The following is a 6,152-nucleotide window of genomic DNA, read 5'->3' as shown; positions in this document are numbered from 1 at the left end:
TGTTTTTAATAAATTAAACCGACGAAGCAAAATTGCACAAATGTTCTTTGTAAGAGGATTAACGAACTCGACAAAAGCATATGAAGATTCTATCGGACGTGTAATCCAAAAAGAAAGGATCGGAGGGATTGTGTTTTTCCAGGGAGGGCCGGGGCGCCAGGCCATACTCACCAACAAATACCAGAAACTTGCGAAAGTACCTTTGTTAATGACCAATGATGGCGAATGGGGTTTAGGTATGCGCCTGGACAGTACCATTTCTTACCCTTACCAAATGGCATTAGGCGCTATTCAGGGAACAGATCTTATTTATAAGATGGGCCTGGAAGTGGCGAAGGATTATAAACGCATTGGGATGCACATGAACCTGGCACCAGTTGTTGATGTAAACAATAACGCAAAGAACCCGGTAATCAATTACCGCTCATTCGGGGAAAATAAATTCAATGTGGCTACCAAAGCTGCGGCTTATATGAAAGGTATGCAGGATGGCGGATTATTAGTCAGCATTAAACATTTCCCTGGCCACGGAGACACTGATGTGGATTCACATTACGATCTTCCTCAACTTAATTTCACAAAAGCACGACTGGATAGCCTTGAAATCTACCCTTTCCGTGAGTTAATTATGCAAGGTGCATCTGGAGTGATGATCGCACACATGAATATTCCTTCTTTAGATAATACGCCTAACATGCCATCTACTTTATCTAAGCCAATTGTAACAGGCCTTTTAAAAGAAGAAATAGGTTTCAGAGGCTTGATTATTTCTGATGCGATGGAAATGAAAGGTGTGGTTAAACACTTTAAAGACGGGGAGGCTGATGTGATGGGCATTATTGCCGGAAACGACATTCTTGAAATATCACAGAACAGTGAACGTGCCATTCGATTGGTACGTAAAGCAGTGCGTTCAGGAAGAATTAGCATGGATCAAATTGACGCAAGTGTTAGAAAGATCCTTATGGCTAAATATTATGCAGGCCTAAACCATAGGGATTCACTTAACGAACAAAATGTAGCAGCTGAGGTAAATCGCCCGGAAAGCCATGCTTTAGTACAGGAACTTGCCGATGCTTCTATGACCTTACTGAGAGGAAGAGATTATATTAAATCTTTAGCACAGGGTAAAAGAACTGCTATCATTAGTATTGGTACACCTAAAGTAACCACCTTTCAAAAGGAGCTAGGTGCTCATTATAAAAACTCGGTGTTTTTTACGCTAGATAAAAATGCAAATGCCAATGCAGTTGCCAGGGTATTAAGAGAACTGAATTTATTTGACCAGGTGATTATTGGTATACACGACTCCCGTACACGTCCGTCAAATGGCATGGTGTTAAGCGCAGACCTTAAAATGTTTATCAAAAACATGTCTAATAAAAATGCTGCCCTTGCAGTATTTGCTAACCCATATAACTTATCGCAATGGCCGGGTCTTGAAAATAGCAAAGCCTTGTTAATTGCTTACCAGAAAGAAGATTTTATGCAGAAAGCTGCTGCTAAAGTGTTCACAAATAAATTGATTGCCACCGGAAGACTTCCTGTAACAGTGAATAACTTTTTTAAATATAGCGATGGTTTGTAACCTGCTATAACAAACGCAAAAAAGGCCGGCTTACAGGAAGCTGGCCTTTTTTGCGTTTAAATATTAATACCTTTATTGCTACCAAATAATTCTTTTTCGATAATTTGACGCTCATGCCAAAACCTTTAAAAATTCTTCAGGCTTCTGCCGGCTCAGGAAAGACTTTCAGTTTAACCGTCCACTACCTGATCCTGTTGTTTAGCGCCGAAACCAAATACCGCGAAATCCTGGCCGTTACTTTTACCAATAAGGCTACAGAGGAAATGAAATCCAGGATTCTGGAAGTGTTAAGGGGTTTAGCCACGGGTGACGAAAGTAATAAAATTAACGACTATAGGAAGTTAGTGTTACAGGCGCATCCTCACTTAAATCCGCAACAACTGAAGAACCAGGCAGATCACATTTACCGCAGGATATTGCATGACTACAGTCGCTTTTCAGTAAGCACCATTGACGGATTTGTGCAGAAGGTGATCCGTGGTTTCGCTTTCGAGCTTGGCTTAGATGCAGGGTATGGTTTGGAAATGAATTATGATAAGGTCAAAAATGAGCTTGCCGATAAGCTTGATAAGGCCCTGGATGAGCAGCCGCAATTGCTGCAATGGATCATTAACCTGGCAAAAGACCGCATACAAAATAATGTAAGCTGGAACTACCGCCGGGAGCTGCTTGAATTGACCAGCGAAATTTTTAAGGAACGTTATCAGCCTTTCGAAAAGGCAATGGAAACCTTAAGCCAGATGGTTAACCTTGATGATCTGTTTAACGATTATAAAGTGCTTACCCGCCAGCGTATCGATTTATTTGAAAGCACCCTGCTCCAGCAGGCTAAAGATGCCTGGGAGATTTACCAGGTATTGGATATCGATCCGAGCATACTAAAAGGAAAATCACGTTCCCCATTAAATAACCTGCAGAAAGTGGTTAATGGCGATATTTCAGTTATACCTAAATTTGCAAAACTCATAGATGAACCCGATGAGTGGCTGCAAAAAGGAAAAAGCAGTACACTGTATGAGGAATTAAATCCGGTTTTAAAAAACCTGCTCTCCTTTTACCAGGATGGTTTGGCAGAATATGTATTGGCACAAGGTTTTAGTAAAAATCTCTATTATCTACGTTTGATGCAGGAAATGGCCGCATTGCTAAAAAGCTACCGTGATGAAAGTCCGAATTTGCTGATCAGCGATGCACAGAATATACTTAAAGGCATTACCGACGATGCTGATGACAACCCTTCCTTTATCTGGGAAAAGATGGGAAGTTTCTACAAAAACTTCTTATTCGATGAGTTCCAGGATACCTCTTCCAACCAATGGGGCAGTTTCAAATCGTTACTCAGCAATGCCATGGCAGCGCCAAGTGAGCAATTGATCGACCATTTAATTGTAGGTGATACCAAACAGTCAATTTATCGCTGGCGTAATGGCGATTGGAATATCCTGCACCAGCAGGCAAAGACAGATCTGGGGGCACACCATATTATGGACGACAGCCTGGAAGAAAATTACAGGAGTACGGATAACATCATAGAATTTAACAATAATTTATACAAACAATTGCCCCAGTTGCTGCAATTGCAGTTAAACCAAACCATTGCAGCACAAGAAACCAGCAATGATATTCAAGGCTGGTGGACAGACCAGGGTTTTGACCACATTATTAATGATGTTTATGCCGGTGCTACACAAAAAACAACACCGAAAACCTTAAAAGGGGGAACGATTAAGTGCCTGGTGCTTAAAAACGACGAAGGAGAGGCTAAGCTTACTTTCACTGAACTGGCCATTCAGAAAATGATGGAAGAAATTACCTGGCTCCTGGAAGTAAAAAAATACAAACGGAAAGACATTTGCGTATTGGTACGCAAAAATTCAGAAGCTATTGCTGCGGTGAAAGCGCTGTTGGAAAATGGCATCAACGTGATCTCCGGCGAGGCTCTATTAATTGCCAATAATAGTGCAGTGAAACTGATTTTAAATACTATGCAGATTCTGGCCGGTTTGCCTGATAATACTGCCTTATATAAAGCCAATGCCATTAGCCTGTATAATCGTTTGCAACAAAGGGAAGTATCCACGCATCATTATTTTGGACTGAAGTATAAGAAGCTTTCCCAGCTTACCGAGGTATTGCCCCCTGATTTGTGCCTGAACTGGCAACACTGGATGCAGCAACCCTTGCCGGAGCTGCTCGAGAAAATTATAGAAGCCTATGGGTTGAACTCCATGACAGCACACTTGCCTTATTTATTTGCTTTACGCGACTTTGCTGGCAACTTTGCCCGTCAGGGCGAGAAAGGGATTACTGCTTTTCTGCGCTATTGGGAAGAAGAGGGTGTTAAGAAAACCTTACCTTCATCAGACAGTGCCGACGCCGTGCAAGTGGTTACCATCCATAAATCAAAAGGACTTGCCTTTAAAGCGGTCATGGTCCCTTTTTGCAACTGGGACATTAACGGCAAAACAAATAGTATTTTCTGGGTACCTGCAGCGGGTACACCTTATCACCTGTTAAACAGCATTCCTTTAAAATACAATAAAGAACTCGGCAACTCTACGGTTGCAACGTCGTACTTCGAAGAGCTGCTCTATAATAATATGGATGCGCTAAACATGTTGTACGTAGCCACCACACGTTCTAAAGAATACCTTTATATCAGTGCACCCTGGAAAAAAGCGGATTCCATGACCAATATTGGCGATTTGCTTATCCGTTCGCTCGGCGATCAGATAAGCCACGAGGAAGAATATATTTTAGACGAGCCGGTTTTAAGCAAAGATTCAGTAACAGAACAGAAACGCGTAGTGGAATTACAGGAATACCCGGTATCTAACCGCCTCAGTAAAATATTTGATGCCAGTTTAAAACGCCAGAACCTGGAGTTACTTATTGGTCCCGATGCCGGCCGTACCGGTAGTATTTTGCACGAAGTGCTGGCAAGGGCAACTTATAAGGAAGAAGTTGACCAGGTATTAAATAATATGCATGCCGAAGGTTTGTTTCAACTGGAAGAACTGGAATCCTTAAAAGTACGCGCATTGGCTGTATTGGAAAACGAAGCGCTGCAAAGGTTGTTGCGTGATACCAAATACAGCTTAACCGAACAAACCATTATTGATGAAAAGGGCAAAAGTTACCGCCCTGATAAGGTATTGGTAAAGGACAACGGGGTAATCGTTATAGACTATAAATTTACGCTCGAAGAAAGTGATAAGCACATTGAACAGGTGGCGCATTATAAAAGTCTGCTGTTAGCCATGGGCTACCCACAAGTAACCACCTATTTGTTTTATGCCGTAACCGGTAAGTTAAAAGCAGTTTAACCAGCAATACCCGATCTATACCCGATATGAAACCATTTTTAAAAGAAGTAGCTGAAGATTTAGTGATGCGGTTTGATGGTCAATTGCAACATTCCGCCATCATATTTAACAATAAACGTCCGGCAGCTTATTTACAAAGCCATCTTGCTAATATTATCCAGAAGCCTTTCTGGAGCCCTTCCTTTTTTACCATACAGGAGTTTTTTGCTCAGTCTACCAATTTAAAGGTAGCAGATACCTATACCCAGTTCTTTACCTTGTTCCAGCAATTTAATAAACTGCTGATCGAAGAAGGAAGTTCGGGGATGGCGCTGCATCAGTTTTATCCCATTGCCAGGATTATTCTTGGCGACTTTGCCCAAATTGATAACGACTTGGTTAATGCTGAAAAGCTGTTTCAGGAACTGGAAGATATTGCAGAGATTGATTTTCAGTTCGATTACCTGACCGATGAGCAGCAGCAATTTTTAAAAGATTTCTGGAAGTCTTATAATGAAGGGCAGCAAAAGAAACAGCAGGAGCAATTTATAAAAATGTGGCGTCGCATGCCAACTTTATACCGCAGTTACCATGCCGCTTTACAAGAAAAAGGCATGATTACCATGGGGCAGGTGTATCGGCAGCTGGCAGAAGGAACGGCTTCACTTCCTGATTTCACCGACAGTTTTGCTCAGGGTAAATTGATATTTGTCGGTTTTAATGCTTTGACTCAGGCTGAAGCCAGGGTATTTAAACGCTGGCAGCAGGAAGACAGGGCATTATTTTATTTTGATACCGACAGTTATTATATAGACGACAAAACTCAGGAAGCGGGTTTGTTTTTACGTAAGAACCTTGAGAAAACGGGTTTAATCAATACTTTAGGGGCTAGCAGACCCTTAATTAAGAGTTCGGTTAAATCCATCGATGTATACCAGACGCAGGGCCAAACGGCACAAGCTAAAATACTGGAGTCGGCTTTAGCAAAGGATTATCCACAGTTGAGTGCCAACGATGAACCGGGTAAAATGGCTATTATCCTTGCGGATGAGAGTTTGCTGCTCCCGGTTTTACAAACCATTCCTACGCAGTACCAAAATGGAGGAACAACTTTCCCTTTAGACCTTAACGTCACCATGGGTTATCCGCTAGTGGCCAGTTCTATTTTTGGGTTGGCGGATTTATGGTTAACCGTGCAGGCTCAATTGACCGAAGGCGAAAAAGAAACCGTTAGTTTCAAAGAGGTAGAAGCGTTTCTT

The 6,152-nt window shown here is 41.9% G+C and carries 2 protein-coding genes and 1 pseudogene; all 3 read left to right on the top strand.

Translation table 11 applies throughout. The features are described from left to right. Positions 1–1,588: glycoside hydrolase family 3 protein (locus ACR2F3_RS12190; RefSeq protein WP_432710249.1), on the top strand; the 1,588-nt coding region annotated here is incomplete at its 5' end. Between the two features lie 113 nt (positions 1,589–1,701). After that, positions 1,702–4,914, top strand: coding sequence for a UvrD-helicase domain-containing protein (locus ACR2F3_RS12185; RefSeq protein WP_432710248.1), 3,213 nt, complete (start codon positions 1,702–1,704; stop codon positions 4,912–4,914). Positions 4,915–4,940: 26 nt separating this feature from the next. Beyond that, positions 4,941–6,152: pseudogene (locus tag ACR2F3_RS12180) on the top strand (PD-(D/E)XK nuclease family protein); the annotation flags it as partial.

It is taken from the genome of Pedobacter sp., from assembly GCF_045627485.1.
Lineage (GTDB): Bacteria > Bacteroidota > Bacteroidia > Sphingobacteriales > Sphingobacteriaceae > Pedobacter.
The sequence above is the reverse complement of the archived record's forward strand: the minus strand, read 5'-3'. Positions and strand labels throughout refer to the sequence as shown.